Origin of the sequence: Rhodococcus sp. 852002-51564_SCH6189132-a (assembly GCF_001665495.1) — a bacterium.
Taxonomy (GTDB): domain Bacteria; phylum Actinomycetota; class Actinomycetes; order Mycobacteriales; family Mycobacteriaceae; genus Rhodococcus; species Rhodococcus pyridinivorans.
Window position 1 is genome coordinate 44,883 of sequence record NZ_LZMJ01000056.1, and the last position, 18,576, is coordinate 63,458.

Genomic DNA, 18,576 nt, shown 5'->3' on the forward strand with positions numbered 1-18,576 from the left:
TCTACGGACGACGCTACGAAACGGCCGGTCGCGGGCACAGGGGGTGCGGCCCCCTGCCCGCCGTCGCCCGTTAGGGGATCGGGGTTCGGGGGCATGGGGGTCGTTAGGGGACAGTCCCTACGATCGGGCCGGTGGCGGCGTGGGCGCTAACGGGCCGCGCGGCGGGAACGACAGGCTCATCGAGACCGAACGGTGGAGCGAGATCGCGGACCGATGTCCGCCCAGAACACGGGAGCGTGCATGTATTCAGGACTCGGCGTCACGATCGGGGCGGCCAACTCGGTGGCCCTCACCGTCCTCGACCAGCCCCGATCCGGCGATCCCAGCGTTCTGTCGATCCCCACCGAACTCCACCTCCCCGAGGGCGGGGCCCCCGTCCTCGGCGCCCCGACCCCCGGTGCGCAGGTGTTCTCCGGCTATGCGGCCCGGGTGGGCGATCCGGTCGGCATCCTCGCCGACGACGGCTCCACCTATCTCGGTGAGGATCTCGTCGCGTCGACCGTGGCCTGCCTGCAGTACCGCACCGGCACCTCCGATGTGCCGACGATGCTGGCACATCCCGCCGCGTGGTCGGCTCACACCGTCGAGGCCCTGTGCGCCGCGCTCGTCCGGGCGGGCGTCACTGCACGGACGATCCCCGAACCGATCGCGGCGGTGCGCTGGCTCGACGCCACACACGGGCCGCTGGGAGACGACGTGACGGTGGTCTACGACCTCGGTGCGCGCAGCCTCGACGTCACCGTCGTGCAGGGCGGCGCCCATCCCATGCTGCTGGGCCGCCCGTTGAGCAGCGACGACGTCTCCGGCGACCATTTCGACCATCTCGTCACGACCTATCTGCTGGAAACGCTCGGCGGGGACTCGACCGGCCTCGATCCGTTCGATTCCGCGACCGTCGCGGCACTCGCCGACTTCCGCGGTCGGTGCCGCGCGGCGAAGGAGGCACTGTCCAGCGACACCGAGACGGTGGTGCCGGTCGCGCTGCCCGGCCTGCACCGCGACCTGCGTCTGGTGCGCAGCGAGTTCGAGGAACTCGCCCGGGAACCGCTCGGGGCGTCGCTCGCCGTGGTGCAGGACGCGATCCGCGGGGCCGGGCTCGATCGTGCGGACATCGGACGCGTACTGCTGATCGGTGGTGGCTCGTCCACCCCGCTCGTCGCCGAACTGATCTCGTCGGAGCTGGGTCTGCCGATCGTCTCGTCGGCGCGACCGGCCTTCACCGCAGCGCATGGGGCCGCGCTTGCGGCAGCCGCGGACGGTGCCCCGACTGCCGCGGTGCCGATGGCGCCTCCTGCACCTGTCGTCGACGACGAGCCCGAGACCGTCGCGCTCCCGGTGGTGCCCGCCGCTGAGGCGCCGCCGGTCGCCGCCGCGCATCGGCCTGCGGTCGTCGACACCGGGTCCGGCACACCCTCACGCGCCCGTGCCCGCTCGTTCGCGCTGGTGGGTGCCGCTGTCGCTGCCGTCGTCGTCCTCGCCGGGGGTGGACTGGCGATCGGCACCCTGTCGTCGGAGGCCGAGACACCCGGTTCGGAGGTGGGTCCGTCGAGCGAGGTCGTGGCCGGCAACTCGACCACCACCGCGACCGTCCCCGGTACGACCGTTCCCGGCACGACCGGCGCGCAGCCGTCCGAGGCGGGAACCACCGTCCCGATCGGGGTGCAGGGACCGGACGGCACCGTGACCGCTGTCCCGGTCGCCGCGACGCCCGCTTCCGGCGCCGCACCCACCGGCGCTGTACCTGCGCCGGACCCGACCGCACCCGCGCCGGTAGCACCCGGTCAAAGCCCGCAGGCACCCCAGCCTGCGCCGCAACCCGCTCCTGCTCCGGCCCCAGCGCCCGCCCCTCAGCCTGCGCCGCAACCGACCCCGCCGAGCACGGGTGGCAGCGGCGTCGGCGACGCCCTGTCCGGCGCAGGTCAGGGTGCCGGTGCGGTCGTCGAGGGTGTCGGTAACGGCGTCGGCGGGGTGCTCGACGGCACCGGCAACGTGGTCGGGGGTGTCCTCGACGGCACGGGGCAGGTCGTCGGCGGACTGCTCGGAACCGGACGCTGACCGATCCCGATGACGTCCGCTCCCGCTCCTCCGCGACGCCCGGTCCCCCGGGAGGTCACGCGTGCCCTGACCGCGGCCGCTCCCCCGCGACTGCTGCTCGTCGGCGGCACCGGAAGCGGGAAGTCCGCCGTACTCGCTTCGCTCCGAACCGATCTCGGCGACACCCGCACCGTCGACGACGCGCACCGCATGACCGCCGCGGAACTGCACGAGCTCGTCGACCACGTCCGGAATGCGCCGACCGGAATCGTCGTGGCCACCGAAGCTCGACCCCACCGAGCCGAGATGCGTTCGCTGACCGCAGCGTTCGCGGGAAACGGGACAGTGGTGGAACTGGGCTCGTGGACGCCCCGTGAGATCGCCGGTCGCGCGGCATCGTTCGAGCTTCGGCTCGCGCCACCCCAGGTGCGTGCCCTGCACCGCCTGACGGGCGGCGTACCGCATCTCGTCGACACCGCCCTCGAAGCCGTGCGGACGGAGGCCGATGTCCGGCAGGCCGTCGAGGAGGGGATCCGCCGGCAGCTCCTCGCCGATCTCGATCTCACCGCAGCCCTCGCGCTCGTCGATCTCGGTGCGGCGCTCGATCCTGGCGAACTCTCCGCCGTACTCGAGGTACCCGCCGAGCGGGCCCTCGATCTCGTCGACGCGGCCCGCGCGAGCGGTCTGCTCGGGGCCGATGCAGCGAGTCTCACTGCGGGAGCGAGCGGCGTGCCCGCCGCGGTCCTCGGGAGACACAACCTGTTCGCCGTCGCCCGCCGCCTCCTCGCGACACGCATCGACGCCGGAACACTCACGCCGCACCTCGCCCGGGGGCTCGCCACGATCGGCCTCACCGATCCGCATCTCGCCCGACGGCTCGTGGAGTTCGCGGTCGACGCAACGCCGCGCGAGGCCGCCGATCTTCTCGACGCCGCGGTACCGACAGGAGCCGATCCCGATGCCCTCGCAGTGCGACGCGCCGAAGTCGCCTTTGCGGCAGGGGATCTCGAGCGAGCCGAGCAGGTCACCGACCGGCTGCTCGACCGCGCCGACACGGTGGACGTCGACGACGTGCGCGCCGCCACCCGGATCTCCGCGAGTATCGCCGCGCATCGCGGCATGCTCGACCGCAGCGCCGACCTGTTCGAATGGCTCGGCCCCGAACGGGTCGGTACGGACGCTCCTCTCGCCGCCACAGTGCTGCTCGCCGCCGGACGCCCCTCGGCCGCAGAACGTCTCCGCGGTGCCGCCGTCTCGGGTGCGCCGACCTCTGCGGCCTCCGCCGCACGACTGCTCGAGGAGGGCCTGCGCGAATCCGTCGGAGGCGACGGCCGGATCGCGATGAATCACCTCGCCCGCGCATTGACGAGCCTCGGATCCGACGGTTCGTTGCGCGCCTGGCCCGACACGGTCGACGCCGTCGCCGCACTGCTGTGTCTGCACTCGGGCGAACTCGGGTACGCACGCGCGATCCTCGACCGTCCGGAGACTCCCACCGTGCGCAATCGCATCCTGGTGGCGTGGACCGAGATGCTCGGCGGTGATCTCACCGCCGCCGCGGCGACCGCCGAAGCCGTCGCTCCCGAGGTGACCGGGCAACGCAATCTCCTCTTCTTCCACGCCCTGCAGGTCGGGCTGGCGCGACGCAACGCCGACCTCGGAGCGTTGACGGTGCGATGGCAGGCCGCGCAGGCGGTCGTCGCCGAGTACTCCGTCGACCTGTTCGGATTGCTGCCCCTGGGTGAACTGTGGCTGGCCGCCGTCCGCCTCGGGGAGTCCGCGCGGGTCGCGCACCTCGTCGTCGGTGCCCGTGCGCTGCTCACCACCCTCGGCGAGCCACCGCTGTGGGGTGCGGCGCTGCACTGGTACGGAGTGCAGGCCGCGATCGCCGCGGACCGTCCGGCCGACCTTGTCCCGCACGCCCGCGCGCTCGCCCTGGCCGCGGAGACCACTGCCTACGCCGCGGTGCTCGCGCGGGCCGGGCATGCATGGCTCTCGGTGCTGCGCGGTGAGGTCGACGCGACGCGCATCCGCGAGGCGGCCGAGTCCCTCGCGTCCGTGGGTCTCCCGTGGGACGGCGCGAAGCTCGCGGGAGAAGCAGCGCTCCGGACGGACGACACCACCGTCGCCACCGGATTGCTGCAGGTCGCGCGGACGATCCGGCAGGACGGCGCGGCCGGTCGCGCACCGGTCGACGTCGCCCCCGCCGCTCCCCCGAGCGTTCCGGACGAATCACCCCTCGGCGCACGGGAGAAACCGGGTGCACTGTCCGAGCGCGAGGCGCAGGTGGCCGACCTGGTGGTTTCGGGCCTCACCTACCGAGAAGTCGGAAACCACCTGTACATTTCCGCGAAGACCGTGGAACATCATGTCGCCCGTATCCGGCGCCGACTCGGTGCCGGTTCCCGCTCGGAGCTCCTGTCACTGCTCCGAGCCATGGGGCACGGCGCAGATGTATCCCGTCACATGCACTCCGACCGGAATGGAGGAAAGCCGGCATGTCCGTAGGCGTAGGCCTGAGGGTGGGGACCACCGTGTCGTCGGTTGCGGTCACCTCACCGACGCCGGGACGGCCGGACCCCGCACCGATCGAGCGGTTCACCGCCGTCCACCTGCATTCCGACGGCACCGCGACGCTGGGCGACCACGACGTCGTCGACGGGCACACCAGTTCCTTCACCGGCTTCGTCGACCGCCTCGGCCACTCCGGCGGTGTCCGCGCGAACGACGGGTCACTCTCCCGCGCCGAAGACCTGGTCGCAACGGCCATGGAATGTCTCCTCGCCGACGCAGCCTCCCTCATCGGCGACACCCCGTACACGGCTGTGGCGACGCATCCCACCGACTGGCCGAGCTCGACGGTCGCGGTGCTGCGCAACGCCCTCGACTACGTCGGGTTGCGTCACGTCTCGCTCGTCTCCGACGCCGAGGCCGCCGCGGCATGGTTCGAATCGCAGGTCGCGCATCAGACCGGACGGCTCCTCGCGGTCTACCACATCGACCCGCAGGGCTCGACCGTCACGCTCGTGCGCTCTGGAGTCGCGGCGGGTAAGGCCTTCCGATTCCCTGAGGACGACGCTCCGTCGGTCGCCGCGCAGCTCTCGTCGGCGCTCGGCGCGTTCGGCTGGCTCGTGAGCAACCTCGACGCCATCGTCGTCACGATCGACGAAGCAGTCGATCCGAGCGCCGCGCAGCTCGTCGCACAGTCGGTGAAGACCGGTCTCGGTGTGCGGTGTGCTTTGGCGCCCGCCCCGCACCAGACGATGGTGCGGGGCGCCGCTCTCGCCGCGGCCGCCGGCTCGGTCGACCTCCTCGGTTCGACGCAGATCCTGCCCACCGCCAAGCTCACCGAACCGCGACGCAGCGAACTCGACCCCGAGATCACCGCGGTGATCTCGAAGATCACCGCGACTCCCCCTCCGGGCGCCACGCCCGCTGCCGCCGCGGCGAACACGCCGAAGGCGACGGTCGCCGCCGTCGCAGCCGGAGATGCCGCCGACGGGAAGCCCTCGGGTCGCTCGTCGAAGGTCACGGCCATCGCGGCGGCTGCGGCGATCGCGTTGCTGGTAGGCGTCGGCGCGTTGGTGTTCGGGCTGCGGGACTCCCCGACGGCCACCGCGGGCACGCAGGTCGCCGAGACCCCGACCGCTCCCGCAACCACGACGACCTCGAAGTCGAGCAAGCCGCCGGCTCCCCGCAGCACCGAGGAGACCACCACCGAGGAGTCGACCGAGCCGGCCACCGCCGAGCAGGCGGTCCCGGTGGCCCCGCCGGTCGTGCAGCAGACCTGGGTCGATCCCACCACCGGCACGAGCGAACAGTCCTCTTCGTCGTCGTCGCCCGGCTCGACCACCTCGAGCACGTCCTCAACCACCTCGAGCACCGGCTGGTCGCGGCGGAACCAGCCCGATGATTCCTCGGGTGGCGGACGCGGCAGTGGTGGCAGTGGCGGGAGCGGTGGCAGTACCACCACCACGACGACCCAGCCGACGACCGCCCCGACCGATCCCGACCCTTCTGAGGAACCACCCTCGACGGACATTCCGGAAACGACAGAGACTGAGACCGGCAGCTAGACAGCGCGGCTATCCGAGTGGTGACCTACGGCACTATCGGCGGTCGCCGGGCCGTCCCGTAGGCTGTCCCGCGGGTCGGCTCGCCGATTCCACGAAGCACCTGTTCAAGAGCACATCGAGCACACATGAAAGGCCTCCATGCGTCTCTCGTCGGCGTCGCGCGCCGCAGTCCGTTCCACCACCCGCCGCGTCGCAGTCGCAGCGGCCTCCGCGGTTCTGCTGGCTGTGCCTCTGAGCGCCACAGCGAACGCCGCGCCCGCCGAACAGTTGCCTTCCGCTGAACTTCCCGCCGAGCTCGTCGAAGCGATCCAGCGCGACCTGGGTCTGACGCCCGAGGAATACCTCGATCGCGCCGCGCGGGCGCAGGAACTCGGTGACTACGCCCGCGACTTCCGCTCCGAGCGTCCCTCCGAGTTCGCAGGCGCCTGGCTCGGCGAGGACGGCAAGCCCGTCATCGCCGTCACGAACCCCGAGGCCGCAGAGAAGGCAGCCCAGGACGGCTACCGGGCGACGGTCGCGCCGGTCTCGGCCGACGGACTCGAGCAGGCCCTCGCCGAACTGAACCGCTGGGTGGCGGGGCTCCCGCGCGAGGTGTCGTCGCAGATCAACTCCGCGTCGATCGATGTGCTCAACAACCAGATCGTCCTCGACATCGTGAACTCGCCGATCGGGCGCGCACTGAACCTGCCGTCGCTGGTGGCGAACGTGCAGGTCCAGCTGTCGCCGGGCATGCCGCCGAACGATCCGGCCCCGATGGGTGGCGACACCTACATCACCGCCGACGGTGACGTCCGCGCCACGCCCATCGAGCGCATCGGCATCTGCTCGTTCGGCTTCAACGGTGTCGACGCCGACGGCGACGCCGTCAACCTCACCGCCGGTCACTGCGACGCGGTCGCTCGTTCCGACGGTGGTTCGACGGTCTACCTGCCCAACCGCGCCAACATCGACGAGAGCGTCCGGATCGGCAAGTTCACCGAGTCCACGGTCGGTACCGACAGCACCCTCGACTACGGCATCGTCTCGCTCGACAAGGCCGGCGTCGAGGCGGGCCTGGACCGCCCGTCGGTTCGCGGCGGCAACGGCTCGACCCTCACGGTCACCGGCACGGCCGTTCCGGTCGTCGGCGCGCCCGTCTGCAAGTCGGGACAGTCGTCGTCGTTCACGTGCGGGCTCGTCGTCGCCGATCGCATCGAGACCCAGCTGACCTACGACTCGGGCTTCTCGAGCACCATCCGCGGCTTCGCGACCTCCGCCTGCACCCTCGCGGGTGACAGCGGTGGTGCCATCGTCACCGGCACCCTCGCCCTCGGCGTGATCAGCGGATCGAACAGCGCCGGCGCACCGAACTGCGTCGAGGCGAATCTGGTACTCGCGCCCAACGGTGGCACCTCCAGCCTCGGCATCCCGATCCAAGAGATCGAGAACGCCACCGGCGCCCGAGTCCGTACTGCGGCGAACCCGTCATAATGCCCGGAACACCTGGGCCGTTCGTCACAACAGTCACACGAGTCTCATACGTAACCGAGAAGTAGCTACGTACTTCCGCGATCACCCCTTAGGATCGGACGGACGCCGATCCGCGGGGGAACGGCGCCTTCGCGCGTGCATGCGCGAAGGAACGAGAAAGGTATCCATGCGACGCACCTTCGCACGTCGGACGGCCGTCATCGGTTCGACCGCACTGCTGCTCCTCGGCCCTGCCGTTGCCATCGCGCAGGCCGAACCCGAGACCGAACCGGCGCAGACATCGTCTCTGCCGGCCGAGCTCGTCGAGGCGTTGCAGCGCGACCTGAACATCGATGCCGAGCGCTTCCTCGCCGATGCGCAGCGCAGCCAGGATCTCGCCGCGTTCGCCGAGAAGGCACGGGAGCAGTTCGAAGCCGTCTTCGCCGGTGTGTGGCTGGACGACCAGGGCACCGCCACCGTCGGCCTCACCGAAGGTGACGGCTTCGAGGAGGCCCGCAAGGCCGCCGAGGATGCCGGATTCACCGTCGCCGAGACCGAGCGCAGCGAGGACGCCCTCGAAGATCAGCTCGGCGCGCTGGGCGACTGGCTCGAGACCCAGCCGCCCGCCGTCGCCGATGTCATCCGCGGCATCGCCGTCGACGTGGTCAACAACGATGTCGTCGTGCGCACCGACAACGTGTCCGGCGTCGAGCTCCCCGACTTCCTCGACGGCGTGCGCGTGCTGTTCGCTCCCGCCGAACTGACCCCGGAGGGCGCAACCGACCTGCAGCCCATCGCCGGTGGTCTCGGCGCGCCCGACGCGCTCTTCGGCGGCGACGCCTACGCCGCGCTCGGTGCCGGCGAAGGGCTCCGCTGCTCGCTCGGCTTCAACGCCGAGGACGGCAGCGGACGTCCTGTGAACATCACCGCCGGTCACTGCGACCCCAACCGCGCCCAGGCCGGTACGCGATGGGCGTCCCAGGTCCACCAGCTCGTCGGCGACAACCTGGGTCAGCACCTCGGCTCGTTCGAGAAGACGGTGCTCGACCGCAGCGACTACGCGCTGATCCGTCCCTCCGCCGAGGCCGCAGCCCGTTTCGAGAACAACGGCGTGCGCGTTCCGTTCGCCGCTCCGCTGACCATCACGGGCGTCGCGGATCCCGTCGTCGGCGCTCCGGTCTGCAAGTCGGGCCTGCGCACCGGCTACAGCTGCGGCGTCGTGACGGCCGCCAATCAGAACGTCGAGATCGGCCACCGCGTGCTCGAGAACGGCTTCTCCACCAACCTGTGTGCCCTGCAGGGCGACAGCGGTGGCACCCTCGTCACCGGCACTCTCGCCCTCGGCATCTCCAGCGCCTCGAACGTCGGCCAGTACGGCATGTGCGAGATCGCCGGGTTCGTCAGCGGCCTGCTCGGTGAGAGCCCCGAACTGTTCGCCACGCCGATCAAGACGGTCCTGGCCGAGAACCCGGGCCTGAAGGTCCGCACCTGGTAGCGCGAGTCCACACGACGACGAGGCCCGGCTTCCGCACCGCGGAGGCCGGGCCTCGTTTCGTCTCATCTCCGCAGATTGCGCTCTTCTCGGAGCGTCGTTCGGGCGCCAAGATCGAATCGGATAGGCTCGCCCGATCGGTCGGACCGGACGAGTGGACCGCAGGGACAGAGGGAGATCGAAGTGCTGGGATCATCGATCGTGGGCAGTATTGCGGTGCTGCTCACGGATCAGCAGGTGCTGTGGAATCTGATCAGGCTTTTCCTGGCCGGTTGATCTGCATACGAAACGGCCCCGTCACCCTGCAGGGCGACGGGGCCGTTTCGTACTACGGCTTACTTACCTTCGGCCCACTGCGTGGTTCCCGGAGCCGCCAGCAGATCCTGGACCACCGCGATACCCGCGATGACAGCCGTCGGGCCGCCAGCCGTGAACGCGCCGATGGTGCCACCGACGCCCGCACCGGCACCACAGCCGAGGATGGTCCCTGCGCCCGGCACGATCGTTCCGGGAATCGCTCCGACGATGCAACCGATGATCGCGCCCGCGACAGTGCCGATAGCGGTGGCCATGCCCAACTGCGACACGAAGTTCTGCTGCGACTTCAGGTTCTCTTCGGGCGATGCGACATCGGTGAGCTTCAGCGCCACCGGGGTGAGCGACGGTCCGACCTTGTCCTCAGGTGCGACCGGGGTCGCCTTGGACAGGTCGGTGACGGGGGTCAGCGTGAGAGTCTTGCCGTCCTCGCTCACCTCACGCTCGAAAGGCAGCTGCAGATCGCCGAGCTGGATGGCGAGCGGCAGGCTGAGGACGGTGTCGCCCTCGTCGTCCTGCAGTTCGACGCTCTTTCCGTCTCCGGAGACCTGGAAGGAACCTGCGTCGATGACGGTCACGACGGACTCACCCTCGGGCCGGACCTCGTAGTTGATCGCGTCTTCGTCGGCTGCGGCCGGAGCGGCGTACGAAGTTCCGGCGGTGATGCCCATGGCGGCGATCGTCATCGTCGCCACAGCGGCAAGCTTCTTCAGCTTCATCTTTTTCCGTTCTGTGACATGGCGCACGCCTGTTAAGACGCCCCCATTCTGCTGTATCGACCTGGAGTTCTACGTCCCCCGACGTGTATATCCCACGTGCGAACCCCACGTACCGGGCAAATCATAACCGACATCACATCCGGAGCGTTATACCCCTTTGTCCGAATGGACACCGCATCGTGGCCGGTAGAGCGTGTCGTGACCTCCGTGTGACATACGCCTCGTTTCGGGCGAGTTAGGACATCCTGCGCGACGGCGGTATCGCGTTTGACCTCTAGCGTGTCCGGGCACACGGTCTCCGATTCGACGCAGATTTTGCTACTGGCGGGTAACTCCAGTTCAGACCAAGTTACCGGTGGGTAACTTAGCTTGCGTTACGATGCGGTGACTCATACCAGGCGGCACGACGCCGCCCCCGACACGAAAGGCCACGTATGAATGCCCTGACGATTACGTTGGGCACGATCGGCGTGCTGCTGAGCCTCGTGTGTTGGTTCGCGTTCATCAGCGGCGCATTGAAGATGGTCAACACGATCCGGGTCGGCCAGCCGGCTCCGGACCGCTGGCGGCCGTTCTTCCCGCGCTTCAAGCAGATGGTCGTCGAATTCCTCGCGCACACGAAGATGGTCAAGTTCCGCACCGTCGGCTGGGCGCACTGGCTGGTGATGGTCGGCTTCATGCTCGGCGCGATCGTCTGGTTCGAGGCCTACGGCCAGACGTTCGACCCGAGCTTCCACTGGCCCATCATCGGCAACACCGCCGTCTATCACTTCATCGACGAGATCCTCGGCCTCGGCACAGTGATCGGCATCCTGACGCTGATCTACATCCGCCAGCGCAATCATCCACGTCAGCCCGGACGGATGTCGCGCTTCAGCGGCTCGAACTTCAAGGCCGCCTACTTCGTCGAAGCGGTCGTGCTGCTCGAGGGCCTGGGAATGATCCTGGTGAAGGCCGGCAAGATCGCCACCTACGGCGGCGGTCACCTGTCGACCGACTTCTTCACCATGCAGGTCGCCCGGATCCTTCCGGAGAGCCCTGAACTCGTGTCGGTCTTCGCGTTCATCAAGCTCATGTCGGGCATGGTGTGGCTCTACATCGTCGGCCGCAACATCACGTGGGGTGTCGCATGGCACCGCTTCTCGGCCTTCTTCAACATCTACTTCAAGCGTGAGGACGACGGCGGTCCCGCCCTCGGTGCCGCACGTCAGATGATGTCCGGCGGCAAGCCCGTCGACATGGAAGACGCCGATCCGGACAAGGACACCTTCGGTGCCGGCCGCATCGAGGACTTCACGTGGAAGGGCTGGCTGGACTTCACGACCTGCACCGAGTGCGGTCGTTGCCAGTCGCAGTGCCCCGCCTGGAATACCGGTAAGCCGCTGTCGCCGAAGCTGCTCATCACGTCGCTGCGCGACCACGGTTACGCCAAGGCTCCCTACCTGCTCGCCGGTGGTCGCACCGATCTCGGTGGCGACGAGGTCGGCTTGGTCGACGCCGAGGGCAACCCGGACGAGGCCAAGCTGGCGAAGATCCCGGCGTCGGCTCGCGAGGAGTCGGGTCGCAAGCTCGTCGGCGAGACCGAGGGACTGCTGGAAGCAGGCGAGCTCGCTCCCGTCATCGACACCGAGACCCTGTGGTCGTGCACCAACTGTGGTGCGTGCGTCGAGCAGTGCCCGGTGGACATCGAGCACGTCGACCACATCATCGACATGCGTCGCTACCAGGTGCTCATCGAGTCGGACTTCCCGTCCGAGCTCGCGGGTCTGTTCAAGAACCTCGAGAACAAGGGCAACCCCTGGGGGCAGAACGCCAAGGACCGTCTCAACTGGATCAACGAGATGGAGTTCGACATCCCGGTCTTCGGCCAGGATGCCGACAGCTTCGACGGCTACGAGTACCTCTTCTGGGTCGGCTGTGCCGGTGCCTACGAGGACCGCGCCAAGAAGACCACGAAGGCCGTCGCCGAGCTCCTCGCGACCGCTGGCGTGAAGTTCATGGTCCTCGGCGCCGAGGAGACTTGCACCGGCGACTCCGCTCGCCGCGCGGGCAACGAGTTCCTGTTCCAGCAGTTGGCGCAGCAGAACATCGAGGTCCTCAACGGTGTGTTCGAGGGCGTCGAGCAGAGCAAGCGCAAGATCGTCGTGACGTGTGCGCACTGCTTCAACGCGCTGAACAACGAGTACCCGCAGGTGGGTGGCAGCTACGAGGTCGTCCACCACACGCAGCTGCTCAACCGTCTGGTGCGGGCGAAGAAGCTGGTCCAGGTCAAGGCCGTCGGCCAGGACGTGACCTACCACGACCCGTGCTTCCTCGGACGGCACAACAAGGTCTACAACGCTCCGCGTGAGCTGATGGCGGCGTCGGGCGCGAAGCTCGTCGAGATGCCGCGTCACGGCGAGCGGTCCATGTGCTGTGGTGCCGGTGGTGCCCGCATGTGGATGGAGGAGAAGATCGGTAAGCGCATCAACATCGACCGTGTCGACGAAGCGCTCACCACGAATCCCGCCAAGATCGCGACGGGCTGCCCGTTCTGCCGCGTCATGCTCACCGACGGTGTGACGGCGCGTCAGGAAGAGGGCAAGGGCGAGGGCGTCGAGGTCATCGACGTTGCGCAGCTCATGCTCGAGTCGATCTCTCGCGTCGAGGCTGCGAAGCTCAGCGACAACCTCAAGGTCGTCCAGCAGCCGAAGACTCCGGTCGAGGTCGAGGAGACCGCGGAAGAGGTCGAGAAGGAGCGCGTCGAGGAGGTCGAGGCGGCAGCGGCAGCGCCGGCTGCTCCGAAGACCACCGGTGTCCCGAAGGCCGGCGGCCTGCAGATGAAGGGCGGTCTGAAGGCTCCGGGCGGACCGAAGACTCCCGGGGGCGCGAAGGCTCCTGCTGCCGAGGCTGCCGAGGCGCCGGCAGCGCCGAAGGCGAAGCCGGGCGGCCTGCAGATGAAGGGCGGTCTGAAGGGTCCGGGCGCGAAGAAGGCTGCGGCGCCGGCCGCACCGGCCGCGTCGTCCGAGGCTTCTTCTGCTCCTGAGACCGAGGCACCGGCAGCACCGAAGGCGAAGCCGGGCGGGCTGCAGATGAAGGGCGGTCTCAAGGCACCGGGCGCGAAGGCCCCGGGCGCTGCGAAGCCGGCCGCACCTGCTGCTCCCGCCGCTCCTGCCGAGTCGTCGGAAGCTCCCGCTGCCGAAGCACCCACGGTGCCGAAGGCGAAGCCGGGCGGACTGCAGCTCAAGAGCGGCTTGAAGGGACCGGGCGCCAAGAAGGCTTCTCCGGCGGCGTCCGCAGCTCCGGCTGCACCTGCCGAGGAGGCACCTGTTGCCGAGGCTCCCGCGGCGGAGTCGTCTACGGCCGAGGCGCCTGCTGCGGAGCAGCCGAAGGAGTCGGTGATCCCGAAGGCGAAGCCGGGCGGACTGCAGCTCAAGAGCGGTTTGAAGGGTCCGGGCGCGAAGAAGGCTGCGCCTGCCGCTCCGGCGAAGGCGGAGCCGACGCCGGAACCCGAGCCGGTCGCCGAGGCTCCGGCTGAGCCCGAGGCGCCCGCGACCCCGGCGAAGCCGGAGGTCGAGGCACCGAAGGCGAAGCCGGGCGCGCTCGGCTTCAAGCCCGGCGCGAAGGCACCTGGCCGCAAGTAGGTACGCAACGCGAGGTTGAGGCTCGCAACGCTGGCAGTGACTGCTGGCGTTGCGAGCCTTACTTCTTTGTTGCGTACCTCCCCGTCGGCCCGCTCCCCCGCGCCGCCCGTGCGAACGCCTCCCGCACCTTCGTTGCGACGGCGCCGCGGGTCCCGAGGTCCTGCCACGTCCACCGCACCACCGTCCACCCCGCGTGACGCAGTGCGTCCTCCCGCAGCTTCTCGCGGTAGACCACGTCCTCGGCGGCGGTGGTCGCGACCCCGTCGCGGCGGTACTTGATCCGACCGTCGAACTCGCCGATCACACCGTGCTCCGGCCACAGGAAGTCGACGCGAGCGAGCCACCTGCCGTCGGCGCAGAAGACGTCCACCTGCGTGAGCGGCATCGGGATCTGCTCACGGACGAACAGAACCCTGCTCCGCGACTCGCCGGCGCTGTCGCTGCACCCGCTCGACAGCTGCACGGCACGACGCGCATGCGCGATGCGGGGATGACTCCCCATCCGTTCCACGGCACGGGTCAGCTCGTCGGAGGCAACCAGCCCCGCTCGCAGCGCACTGTCGGCAAGTACGACGGCCTGCTCCACCGGCACCGTTGCGGCCACATCCGTGATCGTCCGTGCGACCGACAGCACCCGCGCTCCCCTCCGGTCCACGACGTCCGCCTCACGGAAGAGCGCCGCGTGCATGGCGCGGCCGGGTGTCCTCCGCGCTCCACTCGGCGCGTTGCGGGTGAGGTGCACATCATCGAGTGGGATCTGCCAGACGTCGAGCCCGTGCAGCACCGCGGCCGATACGTGGCTCAGCGCCGAGGTCGGTCCTGCATTGGCGATGAACGCCCGTGCCCGAAGAGCATGTCGAGCGTGATCGTCGGCCCCCGCGTATTGGTCGGACTGGACGAAGACTCCCGACGCGAGCCGAGTCCACGTTCCGTTCCGCACCAGACGTCGGATCTCCGCATCGGTGACGCCGCGCGCATTTGCCTCGCGCCGCAGAATCAACTCCCCCATGGCGCCTAGCATCGCCCGTCGACCCGGGCCGCAGGTGCCTACGAGGACGAATCGGCCGGATCTGTGGATGAACCGACCGCCTGTGGATGAACCGTCAGGACGCGCCGATCGCGGGACCGAGGACGGGCCACGAGTTGTGCAGGTCGTCCTGCCAGTAGCCCCAGTTGTGGGTGCCGTCGTCGTGGATGTCGATGGTGGCGGGGATGCCCAGTTCGTCGAGGCGCGTCGCCATGCGTCGGGTGCAGTCGGCCGCTGCGGCTTCGATGAGTCCGCCCTTGATGACCACGTCGGTAAGGTCTTCCTCGTCCTTGATCCACTCGGATTCGAGATTGTCGTAGCGGCCGGGCAGGCCGGTGCGCGACGACAGGTACAAGGTGGTGCCGCGCAGTTTCTCGGCGTTGACGTAGGGATCATTGGCGACCCAGGTGGGGTCGTCGAACGGACCCCACATGTTGAGCGGGTTGCCGAAGAAGCGGGCGGTGGCGGCGCCGGCGTCGGCGAAGATCTCGGGATCGAATTCGCCTCGGACGTCGACGTACTGGGCGATGGTCAGTGGAATGTCGCCGAGCAGATGCTGGGCAAACCAGATCCCGCGTTGGGCCGACGAGAGCGGGAAACCGTCGCCGGTCTCCCCGACATGGCGCCTAACTGCGACCACCGTATCGTGCCTGAATCGCATTTCGTTTCTCAGGCTCAATATTGATTCGCGAGAAATCGTGACTGTAGTGCTCGAGCAGTCGCGGGTCCATGATGCGCCGCCACAGCGGCGGGAACAGAGCCAGGATGATCAATACCGCGTAACCGGCGGGTAGCTGCGGCGCCTGCGGCATCGACCGCAGGGTCTGGTAGCGGCGCAGCGGATTGGCGTGATGGTCGCTGTGCCGTTGCAGGTTGTAGAGGAACAGGTTGGAGCACACGTGGTTGCTGTTCCAGCTGTGCTGGGGCTGCACGCGTTCGTAACTGCCGTCCGGTCGCTTCTCGCGCAGCAGCCCGTAGTGCTCGAGATAGTTGGCGCCTTCGAGGAACATGATCGCCATGACGGCCTGGACGACGAGCCACGGGGCGATCGACCAGCCGAACACGGCGATGAGCACCGCGTAGAGGACGACGCTCAGCGCCCATGCGTTGAGGATGTCGTTGTGCCGCAGATTCCAGAACGACGTGCCGCGACGTTCGAGCCGGCCCTTCTCGTAACGGATCGCGGAACGGAGGCTGCCGAACACCGAACGGGGCAGGAAGCGCCAGTAGCTCTCTCCCATGCGGGCGGTGGCCGGGTCCTCCGGGGTCGCCACACGGGCGTGGTGCCCCCGATTGTGTTCGACGTAGAAGTGGCCGTAGAACGACTGGGCGAGCGCGATCTTCGCGAGGCGCCGCTCGATGGTGGTGCGCTTGTGTCCGAGTTCGTGCGCCGCGTTGATGCCGACACCGCCGACGATGCCGAGTGTGGCGGCCATCGCGAATCGTTCGGCGCCGCCCATGGGCTGCGACACCCACATCCAGCACCCGAATGTCAGGCCCGCGTATTGCAGTGGGAGATAGAGATAGGTGCAGTAGCGGTAGTACCGGTCGTTCTCGAGCGTCCGCATCACGCTCTCGGGCGGATTGCTCGTGTCCAGCCTCGCGAACGCGTCGACCAACGGGCAGACGACGGCGATGACCAGTGCACCGGTGGCCCAGAAGACGCCGAGGTGGAGGTATTCGACGAGGAAGTAGGCGATGAAGGGGCTCAGGGGGACGACGAGTCCGTACAGCCAGAGGCGTTTCTTGGGGTCGGTCCATCGATCGTGTGTCGCACTGCGAGGAGTAGCCGAATCCACAAACACCAATCCCCCAGGAAGGAAAAACCGTCCGGTACGAATCCCCACGCACCGGAGAAAACAAACTGTTACCCCACGAACCGGATATACCTTACAAGCAGTACTTACCGACGGGTAGGCCTACACCTCCCGGCTGTGACAGAGAGCACACGACGACGGCGCCGCACCGGAAGTGCGACGCCGTCGAACGCGGAATTCTCGAAAGAGTGCGACCTAGATGGCGCGCACACCCTGAGCCTGCGGGCCTTTCTGCCCCTGGCCGATCTCGAACTCGACTCGTGCCCCCTCGTCCAGGGTCTTGAAGCCCGAACCCTGGATCTCGGAGTAATGGACGAAAACGTCTGCTCCCCCACCATCCTGCTCGATGAAGCCGAAGCCCTTTTCCGCGTTGAACCACTTGACAGTGCCCTGCGCCATACCACTTGCTCCTTGCATTCCCCCACGTCACCCCGACGTGAGGCCTAGATGGACCTCGATCATCGCATTGATCCGGACATTCGTCGCGCCTTGTTTCCCAACTCGTTACCGCAACCGGCAAAACGCGGATGAAATCCTGTTGCGGCACGGTGGCACGATGTAAGCCGTGACTATCGAGGAGCAAGGCCAACTTCACCATCACATCAGCCGTCGGCTCGAGCAGTCGTCGAAGCTCCAGAACGTGCTCTACGAGATCCGCGGGCCGGTGCACGCCCACGCCGCGCGGCTCGAGGCCGAGGGGCATCGCATCCTCAAGCTCAACATCGGCAACCCCGCACCGTTCGGGTTCGAGGCGCCCGACACGATCGTGCAGGACATGATCGCGGCGCTGCCCCACGCGCAGGGCTACTCGGAGTCCAAGGGCATCGCCTCCGCCCGTCGCGCGATCGTCACGCGCTACGAGCTCGTGCCGCGCTTCCCGAAGTTCGACATCAACGATGTCTACCTGGGCAACGGAGTCTCCGAGCTCATCACCATCACCATGCAGGCCCTGCTCGACGACGGCGACGAGGTGCTCATCCCGGCACCCGACTATCCGTTGTGGACGGCGATGACCTCGCTCGCCGGTGGCACCCCCGTGCACTATCTGTGCGACGAGACCAACGACTGGAACCCGGACCTCGACGACATCGAGTCCCGGATCACCGACCGCACCAAGGCGATCGTGGTGATCAACCCGAACAACCCGACGGGCGCCGTGTACTCGCACGAGGTGCTCGAGGGGATCGTGCGCCTCGCCCGCAAGCACCAGTTGCTGCTGCTCGCCGACGAGATCTACGACAAGATCCTGTACGACGATTCGAAGCACATCTCCCTCGCCTCGCTGGCCCCCGACCTGCTCTGCCTGACCTACAACGGCCTGTCGAAGGCGTACCGGGTCGCCGGCTACCGGTCGGGCTGGATGGTCATCACCGGCCCGAAGGATCACGCAGAGGGCTTTCTCGAGGGCGTCGACCTGCTCGCCTCGACCCGCTTGTGCCCCAATGTGCCGGCCCAGCACGCCATCCAGGTGGCGCTCGGCGGCTATCAGAGCATCGAGGACCTGGTACGGCCCGGTGGGCGCCTGCTCGAGCAGCGCGACGTCGCGTGGGAGCGCCTCAACGCCATCCCGGGCGTGAGCTGCGTGAAGCCGCGCGGTGCGCTCTACGCCTTCCCGCGTCTGGATCCGGAGGTCTACGACATCCACGACGACGAGAAGCTCGTGCAGGATCTGCTGCTGCAGGAGCGCATCCTCGTCACGCAGGGCACGGGCTTCAACTGGCCGAACCACGACCATCTGCGCATCGTCACGCTGCCGTGGGCACGCGACCTGGCGGTGGCGATCGAGCGGATCGGTAACTTCCTGTCCTCCTACAAACAGTAGGAACAGGGCTTCCGACCCCGGGCGGGCAATCGTTGCCGAACAGTTATATTGTGCCTTTCGGGACCGAAGTCCCTGTTTAGAGGCACGGTCGACCTACCCGAACGGACAGTTTGTCGGCTTCGTGACCATCGACACATGCCAACCCCTCCCCAACCCGGGTCGGAACCAGTAATTTGTCTGATGGCACTAAGCACTACGCACT

The 18,576-nt window shown here is 68.3% G+C and carries 12 protein-coding genes; 7 read left to right on the forward strand and 5 right to left on the reverse strand.

What is annotated here, in order from left to right; genetic code table 11:
* Positions 1–240: 240 nt before the first annotated feature.
* The 5 genes from A5767_RS13280 (at position 241) to A5767_RS13300 (ending at position 9,054) form a co-directional block, all read left to right on the forward strand.
* Entirely contained in the window at positions 241–2,055 is a 1,815-nt protein-coding gene (locus A5767_RS13280) for an Hsp70 family protein (RefSeq protein WP_064852491.1), read from the forward strand.
* A 9-nt stretch (positions 2,056–2,064) separates the two neighbouring features.
* The gene (locus tag A5767_RS13285; protein ID WP_064852477.1) at positions 2,065–4,542 is read left to right on the forward strand and encodes a LuxR C-terminal-related transcriptional regulator; all 2,478 of its coding nucleotides are present in this window, start codon (positions 2,065–2,067) and stop codon (positions 4,540–4,542) included.
* Positions 4,533–6,110, forward strand: coding sequence for a hypothetical protein (locus A5767_RS13290; protein WP_064852478.1), 1,578 nt, complete (start codon positions 4,533–4,535; stop codon positions 6,108–6,110). The genes A5767_RS13285 and A5767_RS13290 overlap by 10 nt, the downstream gene beginning before the upstream one ends.
* 138 nt (positions 6,111–6,248) lie before the next feature.
* Complete coding sequence (locus A5767_RS13295) at positions 6,249–7,580, forward strand: S1 family peptidase (protein WP_006553037.1); 1,332 nt, start codon at positions 6,249–6,251, stop codon at positions 7,578–7,580.
* 166 nt (positions 7,581–7,746) lie between these two features.
* Positions 7,747–9,054 (forward strand): S1 family peptidase, encoded by a 1,308-nt coding sequence (locus tag A5767_RS13300; RefSeq protein ID WP_006553038.1) that lies wholly within the window; start codon positions 7,747–7,749, stop codon positions 9,052–9,054.
* Positions 9,055–9,386: 332 nt separating this feature from the next.
* Here the strand turns inward: A5767_RS13300 and A5767_RS13305 are convergent, their stop codons facing one another.
* Positions 9,387–10,085: a hypothetical protein gene (locus A5767_RS13305; protein WP_006553039.1), complete on the reverse strand. Its 699-nt coding sequence runs from the start codon at positions 10,083–10,085 to the stop codon at positions 9,387–9,389.
* 434 nt (positions 10,086–10,519) lie between these two features.
* Between A5767_RS13305 and A5767_RS13310 the strand changes: the two genes are divergently transcribed.
* Positions 10,520–13,708, forward strand: coding sequence for a (Fe-S)-binding protein (locus tag A5767_RS13310; RefSeq protein ID WP_064852479.1), 3,189 nt, complete (start codon positions 10,520–10,522; stop codon positions 13,706–13,708).
* Between the two features lie 58 nt (positions 13,709–13,766).
* Here A5767_RS13310 and A5767_RS13315 read toward each other — a convergent pair whose 3' ends face one another.
* From A5767_RS13315 to A5767_RS13330, 4 genes are all read right to left on the reverse strand, one after another.
* Positions 13,767–14,717, reverse strand: a complete 951-nt coding sequence (locus A5767_RS13315) for a hypothetical protein (protein ID WP_006553041.1) — start codon at positions 14,715–14,717, stop codon at positions 13,767–13,769.
* A 94-nt stretch (positions 14,718–14,811) separates the two neighbouring features.
* Positions 14,812–15,375, reverse strand: a complete 564-nt coding sequence (locus A5767_RS13320) for an alpha/beta hydrolase-fold protein (protein WP_006553042.1) — start codon at positions 15,373–15,375, stop codon at positions 14,812–14,814.
* Positions 15,362–16,534 (reverse strand): alkane 1-monooxygenase, encoded by a 1,173-nt coding sequence (locus A5767_RS13325; RefSeq protein ID WP_064256517.1) that lies wholly within the window; start codon positions 16,532–16,534, stop codon positions 15,362–15,364. Before A5767_RS13325 ends, A5767_RS13320 begins: the two co-directional genes overlap by 14 nt.
* A gap of 213 nt (positions 16,535–16,747) precedes the next feature.
* Positions 16,748–16,951 (reverse strand): cold-shock protein, encoded by a 204-nt coding sequence (locus A5767_RS13330; RefSeq protein ID WP_006553044.1) that lies wholly within the window; start codon positions 16,949–16,951, stop codon positions 16,748–16,750.
* 166 nt (positions 16,952–17,117) lie between these two features.
* Between A5767_RS13330 and A5767_RS13335 the strand changes: the two genes are divergently transcribed.
* Positions 17,118–18,374 (forward strand): pyridoxal phosphate-dependent aminotransferase, encoded by a 1,257-nt coding sequence (locus tag A5767_RS13335; RefSeq protein WP_019291004.1) that lies wholly within the window; start codon positions 17,118–17,120, stop codon positions 18,372–18,374.
* Positions 18,375–18,576 lie beyond the last annotated feature (202 nt).